14 protein-coding genes and 1 tRNA gene are annotated in these 14,798 nt (G+C 68.7%); 8 read left to right on the forward strand and 7 right to left on the reverse strand.

Going from position 1 to position 14,798, the window contains the following annotated elements:
• Window positions 1–45 precede the first annotated feature (45 nt).
• Window positions 46–1,056 (reverse strand): hypothetical protein, encoded by a 1,011-nt coding sequence (locus tag P9849_RS09490; RefSeq protein WP_278266586.1) that lies wholly within the window; start codon window positions 1,054–1,056, stop codon window positions 46–48.
• Window positions 1,057–1,186: 130 nt separating this feature from the next.
• Here P9849_RS09490 and pepN point away from each other — a divergent pair, with 130 nt between their 5' ends.
• Window positions 1,187–3,739, forward strand: coding sequence for an aminopeptidase N (gene pepN, locus P9849_RS09495; protein ID WP_278266587.1), 2,553 nt, complete (start codon window positions 1,187–1,189; stop codon window positions 3,737–3,739).
• 158 nt (window positions 3,740–3,897) lie between these two features.
• Complete coding sequence (locus P9849_RS09500) at window positions 3,898–4,368, forward strand: OsmC family protein (RefSeq protein ID WP_278266588.1); 471 nt, start codon at window positions 3,898–3,900, stop codon at window positions 4,366–4,368.
• A gap of 60 nt (window positions 4,369–4,428) precedes the next feature.
• Here P9849_RS09500 and P9849_RS09505 read toward each other — a convergent pair whose 3' ends face one another.
• Entirely contained in the window at window positions 4,429–5,412 is a 984-nt protein-coding gene (locus P9849_RS09505; protein WP_278266589.1) for an NAD-dependent epimerase/dehydratase family protein, read from the reverse strand.
• Window positions 5,413–5,540: 128 nt separating this feature from the next.
• Here P9849_RS09505 and P9849_RS09510 point away from each other — a divergent pair, with 128 nt between their 5' ends.
• Window positions 5,541–6,140, forward strand: coding sequence for a mechanosensitive ion channel domain-containing protein (locus P9849_RS09510; RefSeq protein ID WP_278269143.1), 600 nt, complete (start codon window positions 5,541–5,543; stop codon window positions 6,138–6,140).
• A gap of 4 nt (window positions 6,141–6,144) precedes the next feature.
• Window positions 6,145–6,582, forward strand: coding sequence for a globin (locus tag P9849_RS09515; protein ID WP_278266590.1), 438 nt, complete (start codon window positions 6,145–6,147; stop codon window positions 6,580–6,582).
• Between the two features lie 105 nt (window positions 6,583–6,687).
• Here the strand turns inward: P9849_RS09515 and P9849_RS09520 are convergent, their stop codons facing one another.
• Entirely contained in the window at window positions 6,688–7,398 is a 711-nt protein-coding gene (locus tag P9849_RS09520) for a hypothetical protein (RefSeq protein ID WP_278266591.1), read from the reverse strand.
• A 102-nt stretch (window positions 7,399–7,500) separates the two neighbouring features.
• Window positions 7,501–7,983 carry a thioesterase family protein gene (locus tag P9849_RS09525; RefSeq protein ID WP_278266592.1) on the reverse strand — a complete coding sequence of 161 codons (483 nt, stop codon included), beginning with the start codon at window positions 7,981–7,983 and terminating at the stop codon, window positions 7,501–7,503.
• Window positions 7,984–8,128: 145 nt separating this feature from the next.
• Between P9849_RS09525 and P9849_RS09530 the strand changes: the two genes are divergently transcribed.
• Window positions 8,129–9,055: an acyl-CoA thioesterase II gene (locus tag P9849_RS09530; protein WP_278266593.1), complete on the forward strand. Its 927-nt coding sequence runs from the start codon at window positions 8,129–8,131 to the stop codon at window positions 9,053–9,055.
• Between the two features lie 133 nt (window positions 9,056–9,188).
• Here the strand turns inward: P9849_RS09530 and ettA are convergent, their stop codons facing one another.
• From ettA to P9849_RS09545, 3 genes are all read right to left on the reverse strand, one after another.
• Complete coding sequence (gene ettA, locus P9849_RS09535) at window positions 9,189–10,871, reverse strand: energy-dependent translational throttle protein EttA (protein WP_107002906.1); 1,683 nt, start codon at window positions 10,869–10,871, stop codon at window positions 9,189–9,191.
• Between the two features lie 126 nt (window positions 10,872–10,997).
• Window positions 10,998–11,462, reverse strand: a complete 465-nt coding sequence (locus P9849_RS09540; RefSeq protein WP_278266594.1) for a hypothetical protein — start codon at window positions 11,460–11,462, stop codon at window positions 10,998–11,000.
• Between the two features lie 157 nt (window positions 11,463–11,619).
• On the reverse strand, window positions 11,620–12,195 hold the full coding sequence (locus P9849_RS09545) for a single-stranded DNA-binding protein (protein ID WP_278266595.1): 576 nt from the start codon (window positions 12,193–12,195) through the stop codon (window positions 11,620–11,622).
• 151 nt (window positions 12,196–12,346) lie between these two features.
• On the opposite strand from P9849_RS09545, the gene P9849_RS09550 reads away from it, so the two are divergent.
• The 3 genes from P9849_RS09550 (at window position 12,347) to glmS (ending at window position 14,758) form a co-directional block, all read left to right on the forward strand.
• Window positions 12,347–12,422: transfer RNA gene (locus P9849_RS09550), tRNA-Arg, on the forward strand.
• A 180-nt stretch (window positions 12,423–12,602) separates the two neighbouring features.
• The gene (locus P9849_RS09555; protein ID WP_278266596.1) at window positions 12,603–12,863 is read left to right on the forward strand and encodes a hypothetical protein; all 261 of its coding nucleotides are present in this window, start codon (window positions 12,603–12,605) and stop codon (window positions 12,861–12,863) included.
• Between the two features lie 74 nt (window positions 12,864–12,937).
• Complete coding sequence (gene glmS, locus P9849_RS09560) at window positions 12,938–14,758, forward strand: glutamine--fructose-6-phosphate transaminase (isomerizing) (protein WP_278266597.1); 1,821 nt, start codon at window positions 12,938–12,940, stop codon at window positions 14,756–14,758.
• Window positions 14,759–14,798 lie beyond the last annotated feature (40 nt).

Consider the following 14,798-nt stretch of genomic DNA (forward strand, 5'->3'; position numbering starts at 1 on the left):
TGAGGAGGGATCGGTCCTCTCCACCCTACCCGTCCCGGGCGCACGTTACGCGGGACGGGCGAGGCTGCGCAGCGCGGCCGCGAGCCGTTCGGCTGTTTCCGGATCGGGGGCGGAGAACGTCACCGCCGGATGGCCGCTACCCGTGACCGGCAGCACGACGACGGCGGGCCCGCTCGCCACGAGGAAGCTGCGGCCGCGCTCCCCCGTCCTCGGCCCCCAGCCGCCATAGTCGGCAGCGGTCGCCTCGAGCGCTTCGGCGCCTCGGATGTCCCCCGCGGAGAGCCGGCACACGGGCAGGAACCCGCCCAGACGCAGCGAGAGCCCTTCCCGGCTCACGCGGACCCGCAGGATGAGGAGTGCCGCGGCGGCCACGGCCAGCACCAGGAGCACGAGGGCAAGCCACGGATTCACAATGCTCACCAGGGCCGCCGGGAAGACCCCCAGAAGACCCGTCATCACGAGCACCGAGGTGCGGGGGCGGGCCCATACCGCGGTCTCCACGGCGGCCAGCTCCGGATGCGCCAGTGCCTCGAGCTCCCGCTGCAGCGCGCGGTCGTCGCGGGGGTCCCATTGTGCGAGCGGGGCGTACACGTAATGGACCAGCAGGCCGAGACCAAGGGCGCCGCCGGTGCCCAGCAGCAGGACCAGATCGTCCACGTGGGAGTTCCGGGCATCCACGACGTCGAACTGACCCGCGAGTCCGGCAGCGGCCGCCGTGCAGAGGAACAGGCTCAGGGTGATGCCGGCGGAGAGCATGATCCGCCGCATCAGCACGGGGAGGTTCGTCAGACCGGAGGCCACCAGGAACGGCAGGGAGGGGACGATGATCAGGAGGACCGCCATCGTCAGATAGCCGGCGAGGTCCGTGAACGCCACGCCGCCTTGGCTCTCCCAGCGGAACGCCACGGGCGTGGGCAGGCGGCGCGCGACCGCCTGCACGGCCAGCCAGAACGCGCCGGCCAGAACCCCGGGGAAGCCGACCGCGAAGCGCAGGGTCCGCCAGTCGACCACCCCGTCACGCCGACGTCGTGTTTCGTCTCCTTCTGCACCACGCATGTTCTTCACGCTACCCTCTGGCGGAGAGGAGCGGTCAGCGGGCATAGTTGTGAAACACTAGCTTCAAAGTGGCGCCAAAGGTGGCGCTCCTCACCATCAGCCCCAGGGAAAGGCGCAGAACTTGCCAGGAATGAATCTCACCCGAGCGGAAGCCGAGGAGCGCTCAGCGCTCCTTTCTGTTGACTCCTACACGGTGGACCTGGACCTCACCAGGGGCGATCGGGTCTTCGGCAGCACCACCACGGTGCGCTTCACGGCCAAGGACGGCGCCTCCACCTTCATCGACGCGGTGACCGACTCGGTCTCTCAGGTGATCCTCAACGGCGCGGACCTCGATCCCGCCCAGGTCTCCGACGGCGTGCGGATCCAGCTCGACGGGCTGGCCGCCGAGAATGTCCTCACCGTGGTCGCCGAGAACCCCTATATGAACACCGGCGAGGGTCTGCACCGCTTCGTGGATCCCGTGGACGGCGAGGTGTACCTTTACACGCAGTTCGAGGTCCCGGATTCGCGCCGCATGTTCGCCGTCTTCGAGCAGCCGGACCTCAAGGCGACGTTCACGTTCAACGTGACGGCCCCCGCCCACTGGGACCTGGTCTCCAACTCCCCCACGCCGGTCCCCGTGCCGCAGCCCGCAGGCGAGGACGGCGGCGCCCGCTCGCTGTGGAGCTTCACCCCCACGCCGCGGCTGTCCTCGTACGTCACCGCCTTGATCGCCGGCCCGTACCAGTCGGTGCGCAGCGAACTCGTCAACTCCGAGGGACGCACCATCCCGCTCGGCGTCTTCGCCCGCAAGTCCCTCATGCAGTACCTCGACGCGGACAACATCTTCGAGCTGACCCGCCAGGCCTTCGAGTTCTTCGAGCAGCAGTTCGGCATCCCGTACCCCTTCGAGAAGTACGACCAGCTCTTCGTCCCCGAGTTCAACGCGGGCGCCATGGAGAACGCCGGAGCCGTGACCATCCTGGAGGGCTACGTCTTCCGCGGACAGGTCCCCCAGGCCCAGGTGGAGCGCCGCGCGATCACCGTGCTGCACGAGCTCGCCCACATGTGGTTCGGCGACCTGGTCACCATGCGCTGGTGGAACGACCTCTGGCTCAACGAGTCGTTCGCCGAGTACATGTCCCACCTGGCGGCCGTGGAGAACACCACATTCACCAACGCCTGGACCACGTTCGCCTCGGTGGAGAAGTCCTGGGCCTATCGCCAGGATCAGCTGCCCAGCACGCACCCGATCTTCGCCGCGATCAACGACCTCGCGGACGTCGAGGTCAACTTCGACGGCATCACCTACGCCAAGGGCGCTTCGGTGCTCCGTCAGCTCGTGGCCTGGGTGGGCCAGGAGGAGTTCATGGCGGGCGTGCGCGCCTACTTCGCCAAGCACGCCTGGAAGAACACGGTCCTGAACGACCTGCTGGTCGAGCTGGAGGCCGCCAGCGGGCGCGATCTGGGCGACTGGGGCAAGCTCTGGCTGGAGACCGCCGGCGTGAACACCATCAAGCCCGAGCTGGAGCTCGACGCGGCCGGTGTCATCACGTCGTTCACGCTGGTGCAGACCGCGCCCGAGGATCACCCGACCCTCCGTCCGCACCGCCTGGCCATCGGCCTGTACTCGCTGGACGCCGAAGGCCGCCTGGTGCGCACCCGCCGTCTGGAACTCGACGTCGACGGCGAGCGCACCGAGGTCCCGGAGTTGGTGGGAACGCCGCACGACGGGCTCATCCTGATCAACGACGATGACCTCGCGTACACCAAGGTCCGGCTCGACCCGTCGTCCTGGAGCTATGCGCAGGAACACCTCTCCGCGTTCGCGGAGTCCCTCCCCCGCACCCTGGTGTGGGCCTCCGCCTGGGACGCCGCCCGTGACGCCGAGGTGCCGGCCCGTCAGTACCTGCAGCTGCTCCTGAACAACATCGGCGCCGAGACGGACTCCTCCGTGGTGCTCATCCAGCTCCGCCAGCTGGCCACCACGCTGAACTTCTACGTGGCCCCGGAGCACCGGGAGCAGGCCATCATCGAGGCGGCGGACGCCCTCCTGGAACTCGCCGAGAACGCGGCGCCGGGCAGCGACAGCCAGCTCCAGTTCATCAAGGCCTTCGCGTTGCACGCCCGCAGCCAGGCTCAGCTGGACTGCGTCGCCGAGATCCTCGACGGCACCCGGGAAGTCCCCGGCCTCGCCGTGGAGCAGGACCTCCGCTGGGAGCTGCTGACCTCGCTCGTGGTCGGCGGGCGGGCCGCGCAGGCGGAGATCGACGCCGAGCTGGAGCGCGACAACACCGCGAACGGCCAGAACTCCGCGGCGCTGGCCAAGGCCGCCATCGCCACCCCCGAGGCCAAAGCCGCGGCATGGCAGGAGATCGTGGTGGACGGCAAGCTGTCCAACGCGATCCAGGGCTCCGCGGTGTCGGGCTTCACCCGCGTGCATGATGCGGCCCTCCTGGCCCCGTACGCGGAGAAGTTCTTCGAGGCCGTCCCGGGCATCGTGAAGAGCCGCACGCTGGCCCTCGCGCAGCAGATCCTCGTCGGCCTGTACCCGTCCTACCAGACGACCCAGCAGACGGTGGACCGCACCAACGCGTTCCTGGAGACCCTGGACGAGGACAGCGCCGCCCTGCGCCGCACCCTCCTCGAGAACCGGGACGCCGTGGAGCGCGCACTCCGGGCGCAGGCCGCGGACGTCTGATCCCGGCGGTGACCTGAGCGGTGGAGCCGCCACAGCATCCCCGACAACGGCGGGTGGGCCACTCAGGCGAGTGGCCCACCCGCCGTCGTCGTACCGCCGTCCTCATCCGGACGGCCCGGACGGCCGAGGCAGGCATGGCGCGGCATTAGGCTGAGCACATGGCCATCGACCTGCATCATTACGACGTGACCGTGGACTGGACCGGGAACCTCGGGACGGGCACGAGTTCCTACCGCGCCTACTCGCGGGACCACACCGTCCAGCTGCCCGGACTGCCGCCGCTGCCCGGCTCGGCGGACCCGACGTTTCACGGCGACGCCGAGCGGTACAACCCCGAGCAGCTCCTGCTCACCGCGCTGGCGCAGTGCCACATGCTGTCGTACCTCCACGTGGCGGTGCAGCACGGGGTGACCGTCACGGCGTACCGCGATCACGCCACGGGGACCATGCGGCTGAACCGCGACGGCAGCGGCCAGTTCGAGGAGGTCACTCTGCACCCCGAGGTCACGGTGGCGGATCCCGCGCACCGCGAGCTCGCCGACGAGCTGCACCGTGAGGCCAACCGCCTGTGCTTCATCGCGAACAGCGTGAACTTCCCGGTGCATCACGAACCGAGCGCGCGGGCCTGACGGTCCGCCTGCTCACGCAGCGCCCCTGGCGGTAGGCGCCCCGGTACGGGCGGGCCGCGCCTACCGCAGGAGACCGAGCAGTTCAGCCTCCCGGGCCGCGCTGAGACCGGCTTTCCGTTCCCGGTCGAGGCCCTGCCGCCGCTCCCATTCGAGGGTGTCGGCCCAGGTCTCCTCGAGAGGCCGCTGGCGCAGCCCCGAGGCGACTGCTCCCGCCGCGGTGCGGGTCATGAACCCTTCATAGCCGGCCGGGAGCCAGACGGGCAACGACCCGGGACCGGCCCACGGTGCGACGCCCTGCTCATCCAGCCAGGCGTCCTCAGCGACGGCCGGCTCGCCGTCGAACCCTGAGACGCGCAGCCACTCGGCCACCTCATCCACCCAGGGCCGGGACATGCCGGCCGCATTGAAGGTTCCCGCCAGGCGCCGTTCCGCGGCGGTCAGCAGGAACGCGGCGTAATCCCGGACATCCAGGTGCTGCACGCTCGAGCGTTCCCCGCGGGGCAGCAGCACCCGGCCTCCCTGGGAGAGGCGGGCGGGCCAGTAGCCGAAGCGGTCGCTCGGATCACCGGGACCGATCAACAGCCCCGGCCGGCTGATGTGGGCGCGCTCGGGGAGGGCGTCCAGGACCTCCAGCTCGCAGCGGACCTTCGCGGGGCCGTATTCCTCCATGGACACCATCGGTGTGCGGGCCGGGAGCGGATCGAGCAGCTCCGCGGTTTCGTCGGCCTCCGGCACGTCATGCACGGCGTAGACGGAGCAGCTGGACACCAGGGTCCAGTGCGCCGCCCGATCCGCCAGAGCCTCGAGCGCCCACGCCGCATGGTGCGGCTGGCGTGTCACCTCCACGACGGCGTCGAAGTCCCCCGTGAGCGCGTCCAGCGCGGCGACTCCCGCCTCCCGGTCGGACCGGTGCCAGCGGGCGCCGTCCGGGGCCGCTCCGCTCTCCCCACGGGCGACGATGTGGACCTCGTGGCCCGCGGCGAGGGCCTGGCGGGTCAGTTCGGACGAGAGGAATGCGGTGCCACCGAGGATCGCTATGCGCATGCGTTCAGGCTACGGCGCTAGGGTGGTGAAGGCCATGGCTTCAGCCCACGGCAGAGATCGACCCGTACGGCGAGGAAAGGACCCGAGTGGCATTCAAGACAGGCAGCAGTGAGCAGGCGGCGATCGTGATGACAGGAGCGTCCGTCGATTTCCTCGAAGTGGCGATCGTGATCGCGGTCGGAGTGCTGATCTGGGCGCTGGCCACCTTCTTGATCCGCAAGGTCACCAAGCGGATCGCCCAGGGGATCACGTTCCTGAAGAAGGAGCGCTTCCGCTGGGTGGCTCCGGCGCTGCAGGCCCTGGAGAGCCAGCGCCGCGAGCAGCGGGCCAAGACGATCGGCTCCCTGCTGACGAGCGTGACCACGGTGGTGATCTCCGTGATCGTCGTGTTCTACGTTCTCAAGGCGTTCGGCGTGGACATCGCGCCGCTCCTGGCGAGCGTCGGCGTAGTGGGCATCGCGATCGGCTTCGGCTCCCAGCAGCTCATCCGCGACTACCTGGCCGGCATCTTCATCAGCCTCGAGGACCAGTACGGCATCGGAGACCGGATCGTGACCAGTGAGGTCGAGGGCATCGTGAAGGCCGTGGGTCTGCGGATCACCAAGGTCGAGGGAGACGACGGCACGATCTGGTACCTCCGCAACGGTGAGATCATGAGAGTGGGGAACCGCTCGCAGGGCAACTACATCCCCGCAGAGACCCCCTCCGGCACGGAAGAAGGACAGTAAGCGCATGGTCAACCCCGAGGAGCGTCCGCAGCTCATGCGCAACGACCCCTTCTCGCAGCCTACGTACACGGACAGCTTCTACGAGCTGATCGGTGGTCACGAGACGTTCGTGAAGCTGGTCGACGTGTTCTACGAGGGCGTGGCCCAGGACGAGCTGCTCCGGCCGATGTACCCCGAGGAGGACCTCGGCCCCGCGAAGCACCGGCTCACGATGTTCTTCGAGCAGTACTGGGGCGGGCCGAACACCTACAGCCAGGAGCGCGGCCACCCCCGTCTGCGGATGCGGCACTTCCCCTTCACCGTGACGGCGGAGGCGCGCGACCGCTGGCTCCTGCACATGCGCACGGCCGTGGACGCCCTCGAACTGGCGCCCCTGCACGAGGCGACGCTCTGGGACTACATGGAACGCGCCGCCCACTCGCTGGTCAACACGCCGGGCTAGGCCCACGAGGGGCGGGGTCCACGCCCGAGGGGCCCGGGTCAGGTGTCCTGCTGGCAGGAGTCCTGGTTGCAGGCCTCGTATCTGCCGGTGCTCTGGCGGGAAGGATCAGCCGAGCAGGCTGGCAGGGCGACGCACCAGCACGTGGCCGGCGGGCGTGCTCAGCCGCCACCAGGTGCCGTGGCGGAACAGGGTAGCGTCGGCGTCGTCGGTCAGGAAACCGAGGGCATGCGCAGCGAAGGCCGCGCCCCGCGGCAGTTCCGCGGCGGACTCCCCCGCCTCGCCCTGCTCCACGGTCCACGGCGCCGTGAACGGCTCGCCCCAGACGCTCGCCCGGGCATTGTTGACGATCAGCGCGCCCGGGCTGTCCGGCAGGATCCCCGCCACGCGGCGGATGCCTTCCTCGGCGGCCTCGCGGAGTGCTGCGCCGGACACCGTGGCGACCGGCTCCCAGGGACCGCGGGGCACCCCGACGCCGGCCCACGACTCACGGACCGTGGTCGGCGGGATCTCCAAGTGGGACGCCTCCGGCTGGCGCGCGACCCGGTCGAGGATCGCTGACAGCGGCACGGTGACATCCAGCTCCGCCGGGGCGGCGAGGGCGACCGTGCGCAGGCCCAGGACGGTCGGCGTCGACTCGCCGAGGAGCGCGGGACGCAGCACGCAGACCGAAGCCAGGAGGACGGGTCCCGCGGCTTGCAGCCGGATGCCCGAATCCTGGATCGACTTGGCGCGCGTCACGAAGTTCTTCAGGTCGGCGAGGTCCCGGGCATCGCTGAAGTCGAGCTGCTCCGGACGGAAGAGGGTGGATGCTTGCACTCCATCGACTTTACTCGGGCCTGCGCCGCCGAAGGTCGCGCTGTGTCACACACCTCATCGCCCGGTCCCGGTCTGCACCGTTGCGAATCTCTCCGGACTGCCTCAGCGACGACGGCGGAACGGCACCGCCTCACCGTTCCACTGCTCCAGCGCGTGCCGCTGAGCGGGGCTAAGGCGGACGGGCACGCCGCTCGCGCGGTTGACCAGGACCATGGACGACGCGGCCAGGGCATACACAGCCGAGCCGTCCGGTTCCGCCACCTCGTACCCGAAATCGAAACTCGAACCGCCGATGCCCGTGACCCAGATGTTGACGTGCACCGGATCAGTGCGGAAGAGCAGCGGCTTGACGTACTCGATCTCGTGCCGCGCCACCAGGGTGAAATTCTCCACGCCCACCAGATCGTGGAACGAGTCCTCCTCCGCGGCGCCCGCACCCGCATCCTCGCCGAGCGCCCGATGGATCAGCTGGACACGCGCATCCTCGAGATAGCTGAGGTAGACCACGTTGTTCACGTGGCCGTAGCTGTCGATGTCGCCGAAGCGGATCTGGACGGGGAAACTCAGGCCGGGTCGTTCTGTCATGAAGGAGATTCTTCCAGATCAGCTCGGCGGTCCTGGTCCCACGGGCCGCACCCGGCGGCCTTCCGCCGAGCCCGGAGGATCGCCGTCGAAATGCCACCACGCTCTCGGTTGAGCCTGCCGGAAGACACTGAGTAAAGTCGGCTCCATGACTGCAGAGCGTGATCGTCCCAACCCCACCGTTCCGGACTTCCAGGAGACCGGGCGGAAGGCCACCCAGGAACTGCTGAAGCTGCTGGAACTGGACGACTTCAACGGCATCCGGACGGACGAGGACATCTTCGTCGGGCCGGTGCACGAGCAGCCCCGCAGCCGCGTGTTCGGCGGTCAGGTCCTGGCGCAGTCCCTCATGGCGGCCGGCCGCACGGTCGATCCGGAGCGCGCTGTCCACTCGATGCACGGGTACTTCCTCCGGGCCGGTGATTCCCAGGAGCCCATCACGTTCGGGGTTCAGCGCCTGCGGGACGGTCGCTCCTTCTCCGCCCGCCGCGTGCACGCGTATCAGGGGGGTGTGCCGATCCTCTCGATGATCGCGTCCTTCCAGACTGAGGACGAAGGAGTTGACCACTTCGAGCCGATGCCCGAGGGCATGCCGGATCCCGAGTCCCTCCCGTCCACCGCTGATCTGCTGGCCGGAATCGACCATCCGGTGGCGCGATACTGGGCCTTCGAGCGCGCCTTCGACATCCGGCACATCGACGCCCCGCTCTACCTGAGTGCCGACCCGCACGCCGGAAGCCGGAATGCGGTGTGGATGAAGACCTTCGACAAGCTGCCGGACGATCCCGCGCTGCACCGTGCCGCTCTCGCCTATGCGAGCGACTACACGCTGCTCGAACCGATCCTGCGCAGGCACTCCCTGGCCTGGAGCAAGCCGGGGATGAGCGTCGCCAGCCTGGACCACGCCATGTGGTGGCACCGCCCGGTCCGCGCCGACGAATGGCTCCTCTACGTGCAGGACTCCCCCAGCGCCCAGAACTCCCGCGGCCTGGCGCAAGGCAGGATCTACGACCGGAACGGCGTCCTCGTCGCATCGGTCGCCCAGGAGGGCATGGTCCGCGTCCCCGAGCTGTAGGGCACGGGACCCGTTCTGCCTGGTCTCACCTCAGAAACGGCAAGGGCCGACGACGGCGGTCTCCCGCTGTCGTCGGCCCTTGCCGTTGCGCTGTCTCGTGGTCAGCGGCGCCGACCTGTCCGGCCTGTCGCGATCAGTCGCGGGTCAGGCGGCGGTGCGTCACGCGGTGCGGACGAGCCGCTTCGGCGCCCAGACGGTCGACCTTGTTGGCCTCGTAGGACTCGAAGTTGCCCTCGAACCAGTACCAGTTGGCCGGGTCCTCTTCGGTGCCTTCGTAGGCCAGGATGTGCGTGGCCACTCGGTCCAGGAACCAGCGGTCGTGGCTGACGACCACGGCGCAGCCGGGGAACTCCAGCAGTGCATTCTCGAGGCTGCTGAGGGTTTCGACGTCGAGGTCGTTGGTGGGCTCATCGAGGAGCAGGACGTTGCCGCCCTGCTTGAGGGTCAGCGCGAGGTTCAGGCGGTTGCGCTCACCACCGGAGAGCACACCGGCCTTCTTCTGCTGGTCCGGGCCCTTGAAGCCGAAGGCGGCCACGTAGGCGCGGGACGGCATCTCGACCTGGCCGACCTGGATGAAGTCCAGACCGTCGGAGACGACCTCGAAGAGGGTCTTCTCCGGATCGATGCCGCCACGGCTCTGGTCGACGTAGGAGATCTTGACCGTGTCACCGATCTTGAGCTCGCCGCCATCCAGGGGTTCCAGGCCGACGATGGTCTTGAAGAGCGTGGACTTGCCGACGCCGTTGGGGCCGATGACACCGACGATGCCGTTGCGGGGCAGGGAGAAGGTCAGGCCGTCGATCAGGACGCGGTCATCGAAGCCCTTGCGCAGGTTCTCGGCCTCGATGACGAGGTTGCCCAGGCGCGGTCCCGGCGGGATCTGGATCTCTTCGAAGTCGAGCTTACGGGTGCGCTCGGCCTCCGCAGCCATCTCCTCGTAACGGGCCAGACGGGCCTTGGACTTGGTCTGGCGGCCCTTGGCGTTGGAACGGACCCAGTCCAGTTCCTCGGCCAGGCGCTTGGCCATCTTGGCGTCCTTCTTGCCCTGGACTTCCAGACGGGCGCGCTTCTTCTCCAGGTACGTGGAGTAGTTGCCCTCGTACGGGTAGAGACGTCCACGGTCGACTTCACAGATCCACTGTGCGACGTGGTCCAGGAAGTAGCGGTCGTGGGTGACCGCCAGAACGGCGCCCTCGTAGTTGCTGAGGTGCTGTTCCAGCCACAGCACGCTCTCGGCGTCCAGGTGGTTGGTGGGCTCATCGAGCAGGAGGAGGTCGGGCTTCTGCAGCAGGAGCTTGCAGAGTGCGACGCGGCGGCGCTCACCACCGGAGAGGACCGTCACGTCGGCGTCGCCCGGCGGGCAGCGCAGCGCGTCCATGGCCTGCTCGAGCTGGGAGTCGAGGTCCCAGGCATTGGCGGCGTCGATGGCCTCCTGCAGCTTGCCCATCTCTTCGAGGAGAGCGTCGTAATCCGCATCGGGATTGGCCATCTCTTCGGAGATCTCGTTGAAGCGCTGGACCTTGGAGTAGATCTCAGCGACACCTTCCTGGACGTTGCCCAGGACGGTCTTCTCCTCATTCAGAGGAGGCTCCTGGAGAAGGATGCCCACGGTGTAACCGGGGCTCAGCCGGGCCTCACCATTGGAGGGGGTGTCCAGCCCGGCCATGATCTTGAGGATGGTCGACTTACCAGCACCGTTCGGGCCCACGACACCGATTTTGGCACCGGGGAAGAACGACATGCTGACGTCATCGAGAATGACCTTGTCACCAACGGCCTTGCGAGCCTTGGTCATCGTGTAAATGAATTCCGCCATGACCTTAAATCTAGTGCGTGGGCGCACCGAAGTCCTATTCGTTCCTCGAACCGCCCCGCGCCGGCATCGCGGCCGGCTCGCCGCCGGCCCGCCGCGTCACCGCCCGAAAGACCCTGACTGCTGAGTTCAGGTGCCCGTTCGAGGAGAGCCCCGGTCGCCGACGAAGCACTTGCCGTTGCTCAGCGTCGGCAGCACAGCGGTGCTGACCGCTCCATCCCGGAGGTAGACGAACACGCAGTTCTTGGGGGCCACCACTGCCGCGCCGACCACGGAGTCCGCTTCCAGCCCGGTCGGGGTGACCGAGTTGCTGACCTCCACCGCCACGCCCGGACCGACCGCCGCCTGCAGGGCCTTGCGGACCGCGTCCGTGGACGGCTTGGAGACTCCCTTGAGGCTCTTCTCCACGGAAGCCTGGACCTTCCGCCGCGCTTGCTCGGCAGGGTTCGGCGTGGCGGCGGAGCCCGCGCCCGTCGTCGTCGCCGAGGAGTCCGGCGCCACCGGTCCAGGGGCCGGGGAACCGCACGCGCTCAGGAGGAGACCCAGGCTGACGGCTCCGGCCGCCAGGAGGCGGCGCGAACCACCGCGCCGCACGTCGGACCCTGACCTCGCACGGTGAAGTGCGGGCTCGCGGACGGACGTTTGCGGGGCGGGGGCGGAGGGCTTCATCAGGCGTTATTGTGCCATGCCGCCCCGTCAGGATGCCGGGACCCCGCCTCCCCTGGCCCGGATACCCCCTCAGCCGGAGCGCTCAGGCCGCCTCCGAAAAGCGGCCGGTCTCGCCGTCATCGTGCACCACACCGAGGGGTCCGTCCTTCTGCCCCTCGCCGTCGTCGCCGCGTGGCGCGTCGGCCGGCCGATCGTCCAGGAACTCGCCCGTGTCCGGATCCACGCGCCGCCCCTCGACCAGGAGCACTTCCTCGCGTGCCGCCTGAGTTCCGGCCTCGGGCTCGCGGCTCGCAGGCTGCTGCGCGACGCTCCGCTGATAGTTCGCCGTCCCCCAGCTGAGGTCGTGGCCGATGCTCTCCGCATCGATCTGCGCGACGTTGTAGATCCTGCCGTCGCGTTCCCATTGCCGGAGCTTCAGGCGGCCCATGACCACCACACGCTGGCCCTTTTTGACGCTGCCCGCGATGTTCCCCGCCAACTGGCGATAGGCCTGGACCGTGAACCAGTTGGTGTCCCCGTCCACCCACTGCTGGGTGGCCCTGTCGTAGTGACGGTCCGTGGAGCCCAGGCGGAAGTTCGCCGTGTTGACGCCGCCGTTGGTGGTCCCGGGCCGGACGTCCCCGGCCACGAAACCCCGCACCGTGATGATGTCTGCCATGGTCGTTCCTTTCTCGTGCTGAATCGATGACTCCAGCCTGGGCCAGGGCGCCCCGCGCCGGACCGGCAAATCCCCGTATGTGGACACCTCGCGCAACTGGCCCTCCACAACTTCGGGGTAGACTCGATGGGCCGCCGGGTTACCCCGGCCGGCCCCTGTAGCTCAGTGGATAGAGCAGCGGCCTTCTAATCCGACGGTCGGGGGTTCGACTCCCTCCAGGGGCACCAGCCCGAATGCCCGGGCCTCCTTTCACCGGAGGCCCGGGCATTTCGCGTTCCGCACCTGATGCGCCCTCCCTTCTTGCACAGGGCCACCTACGACACCAGAAATCGCGCCATTTCCTCATTTCCTGCCCGAATTCGGGCAGATTTTTGCCACTCGGCTCCGAATGGGGCAATACTCCCTGTATGCCTGACCACGACCTCATCCGCCGGATCGCCGGTTCCACGGGCCTGCCCGAGTCCGTCGCGGCCCGGGTGATCGAGGACGTCCTCGCCGTGCACTCCGAGACGGTCGACAGCTACGTCCGGCGCCGTCACGCGGAACTCCAGATCCACGGCACCCGTAATACCGAGGCTTTCGAACTCATCGCGGCCGAACTCAAGGACCGCCCCTTCGCGGCGCCCGACCTCTCGGTCCGGCAACTGCGCCGCATGATCTACGGCTGAACCGGCACCACCAGGCTCGCCACGCAGCACCCTGTAAACCCCCTACACCCCCTCGCCCCCCAGGAGACTCCCCCATGTGCGGAATCGTCGGATACATCGGCCACCAGCCGGCCGCGCCCATCCTCATCGAAGGCCTGACCCGCCTCGAGTACCGCGGCTACGACTCGGCGGGGATCGCCGTCGTCGGCAGCAAGGGCACGACGACGGTCCGCCAGGTCGGCCGTGTGCGCCAGCTCGAGGCGGCACTCCCCAAGCGGCTGGCCGGCAAGGCGGGCATCGGCCACACCCGCTGGGCGACCCACGGCCCCGCCGTCGAGGAGAACGCACACCCGCACCGGAGCCAGGACGGCCGGATCAGCGTGGTCCACAACGGCATCATCGACAACGCCGCAGGCCTGCGAGCGCAGCTCACGGACGCCGGCGTGACCTTCACGAGCGAGACCGACACCGAGGTGATCGCGCATCTGGTCGCACGGTCCGCCGCGACGACCCTCGAAGAGGCGGTGCTCGACGCCCTCGGCAAGATCACCGGCACTTACGCGCTGGCCGTGCTCGACGAGCAGCATCCGGACCGCATCGTCCTGGCCCGGAGCGGCTCCCCGCTCATCATCGGGATCGGGGACAAGGAGATGCTCGTGGCCAGCGACGTGGCCGCTCTCGTCCGCCACACCAACCAGGTGGTGCACCTGGAGGACGGCGAACTCGCCACCGTCACGGCCACCGGATTCAGGACCTTCGACCGTGGCAACAGTCCCACCAGCCGGGAGCCCGTGGAGATCAGCGTGGCCGCCGAGGACCTGGAACTGAGCGGGTACCAGCACTACATGCTCAAGGAGATCCACGAGCAGCCCGACGCGGCGGCCATGGTCCTGCGCGGACGCCTGGATGAGCGCTTCGCGACGGCCCGCCTGGACGGCCTCGGCCTGGACCCGAGGGAACTGCGCGGCTTCCGCCGGGTGAAGATCCTGGGCTGCGGCTCCGCGTACTACGTCGGCCAGCTGGGCGCCCAGCTGATCGAGGACCTGGCCCGCATCCCCGCGGACGCCGAGGCCGCGTCCGAGTTCCGCTACCGTCAGCCGATCATCGAACCGGACACGCTGTACGTGGTGGTCAGCCAGAGCGGCGAGACCGCGGACACCGCCTTCGCCGTCGAAGAGATCAAGCGCAAGGGCGGGCGCGTGATCGGCGTCGTCAACGTGGTCGGCTCCACGATCGCCCGGACCGTGCACGGCGGCATCTATCTGCACGCCGGGCCGGAGATCTCGGTGGCATCCACCAAGGCGCTCACCAACATGGCCCTCGCGTTCGCCCTCCTCGCCCTGCACCTGGGCCGTCTCCACGACCTCTCGCATGCCGAGGGCGAGCGCATCCTGCGCGGCCTGCAGCGCATCCCGGAGCAGGTGAAGGCGATCCTCGACGACGCCGACCAGGTGACCGCGCTCGCTCAGGAGATCGCGAAGGCACGCAGCGTGTTCTACATCGGCCGGGTGCGCGGCTTCCCGGTGGCGCGGGAGGGCGCGCAGAAGCTCAAGGAGATCAGCTACATCCACGCGGAGGCGTACCAGACGAGCGAACTCAAGCACGGCCCTCTGGCCCTCATCGACGAGCAGATGCCGACCATCGCGGTGATCCCGGATGACATGCTGACCGACCGCAATGTCGCCGCGGCCGAGCAGGTCCTCGCCCGTAAGGGGCCTCTCGTGGCGATCACCCACGAGTCCGTCGAGCTCGGGCATCTGAAGGCGCAGAAGATCGTCGTTCCGAAGAATGAGCCGGAGCTGGATCCGATCCTCCTCACGATCCCGACGCAGCTGCTCGCCTATCAGGTGGCGGTGCTTCTGGGTCATGATGTGGACAAGCCGAGGAACCTCGCCAAGTCCGTCACCGTCGAGTGACCCGGGCGGCCCGGACCGGCCGAGCGATCAACCGAACGAT

It is taken from the genome of Arthrobacter sp. Y-9, from assembly GCF_029690065.1.
Classification (GTDB): domain Bacteria; phylum Actinomycetota; class Actinomycetes; order Actinomycetales; family Micrococcaceae; genus Arthrobacter_E.

Coding starts and splice junctions, on each gene's coding strand:
- P9849_RS09545 (WP_278266595.1), bottom strand. CDS start 12,195: ATGGCAGACATCATCACGGTGCGGGGTTTCGTGGCCGGGGACGTCCGG.
- P9849_RS09505 (WP_278266589.1), bottom strand. CDS start 5,412: ATGCGCATAGCGATCCTCGGTGGCACCGCATTCCTCTCGTCCGAACTG.
- ettA (WP_107002906.1), bottom strand. CDS start 10,871: ATGGCGGAATTCATTTACACGATGACCAAGGCTCGCAAGGCCGTTGGT.
- glmS (WP_278266597.1), top strand. CDS start 12,938: ATGTGCGGAATCGTCGGATACATCGGCCACCAGCCGGCCGCGCCCATC.
- P9849_RS09490 (WP_278266586.1), bottom strand. CDS start 1,056: ATGCGTGGTGCAGAAGGAGACGAAACACGACGTCGGCGTGACGGGGTG.
- pepN (WP_278266587.1), top strand. CDS start 1,187: ATGAATCTCACCCGAGCGGAAGCCGAGGAGCGCTCAGCGCTCCTTTCT.
- P9849_RS09515 (WP_278266590.1), top strand. CDS start 6,145: ATGGTCAACCCCGAGGAGCGTCCGCAGCTCATGCGCAACGACCCCTTC.
- P9849_RS09500 (WP_278266588.1), top strand. CDS start 3,898: ATGGCCATCGACCTGCATCATTACGACGTGACCGTGGACTGGACCGGG.
- P9849_RS09510 (WP_278269143.1), top strand. CDS start 5,541: ATGACAGGAGCGTCCGTCGATTTCCTCGAAGTGGCGATCGTGATCGCG.
- P9849_RS09525 (WP_278266592.1), bottom strand. CDS start 7,983: ATGACAGAACGACCCGGCCTGAGTTTCCCCGTCCAGATCCGCTTCGGC.
- P9849_RS09530 (WP_278266593.1), top strand. CDS start 8,129: ATGACTGCAGAGCGTGATCGTCCCAACCCCACCGTTCCGGACTTCCAG.
- P9849_RS09555 (WP_278266596.1), top strand. CDS start 12,603: ATGCCTGACCACGACCTCATCCGCCGGATCGCCGGTTCCACGGGCCTG.